General features: G+C 70.9%; 1 protein-coding gene. It reads left to right on the top strand.

Features of this window, described 5'->3' with window-relative positions:
* Positions 1-725, top strand: a 725-nt coding sequence (locus tag A5704_RS16695; RefSeq protein ID WP_156737689.1) for an SDR family oxidoreductase, incomplete at both ends; no start/stop codon positions are given.

Genomic DNA, 725 nt, shown 5'->3' with positions numbered 1-725 from the left:
CCGCACGGCCGACCGACCACCGAGGGCGACCGCGCCAACTCCGCACACGGGGCGCTGTGGGGCCTGGGACGCACCCTCGCACTCGAACACCCCGAAATCTGGGGCGGCATCATCGACTTCGATGAAGCCGTACCCGCCGAACTGACCGTGCCCCGGCTGCTGGCCGAAGCCGCCGGCACCGACGGCGAGGACCAGGTCGTCTACCGGCAGGGCCTGCGCCACGTCCCGCGATTGCAACACCGCGCCCTGCCCACCCAAGCCGTCACGTTGGACGGCGGCGCCTGCCAGCTGGTCATCGGCGCCACCGGAAACATCGGCCCACACCTGATCCGCGAACTCGCCAGGATGGGCGCAAAGACGATCGTCGCCGTTTCGCGCAACCCCGGTTCGCGGCTCGACGAACTGACCGAAAGCCTTGCCGCGGCCGGGACCACGCTGGTCACCGTCGCCGCCGACGCCACCGACGAGACCGCGATGGCCGCGCTGTTCGACCGGTTCGGCGCCGACCTGCCGCCCCTGGAGGGCATCTACCTGGCTGCCTACGCCGGCGGCCCAGTGCTGCTCGACGAAATGACCGACGACGACGTCACGGCGATGTTCGCGCCCAAGCTCGACGCCGCGGCGCTGCTGCACCGCCTGACCCTGACCACACCGGTGCGCCACTTCGTGGTGTTCTCCTCCATCTCCGGCCTCACCGGTTCGCGGTGGCTGGCCCACTACACCGC

It is taken from the genome of Mycobacterium sp. E735 (assembly GCF_001666955.1).
Taxonomy (GTDB): Bacteria; Actinomycetota; Actinomycetes; order Mycobacteriales; family Mycobacteriaceae; genus Mycobacterium.
This window is presented reverse-complemented; position numbering and strand designations above follow the sequence as displayed.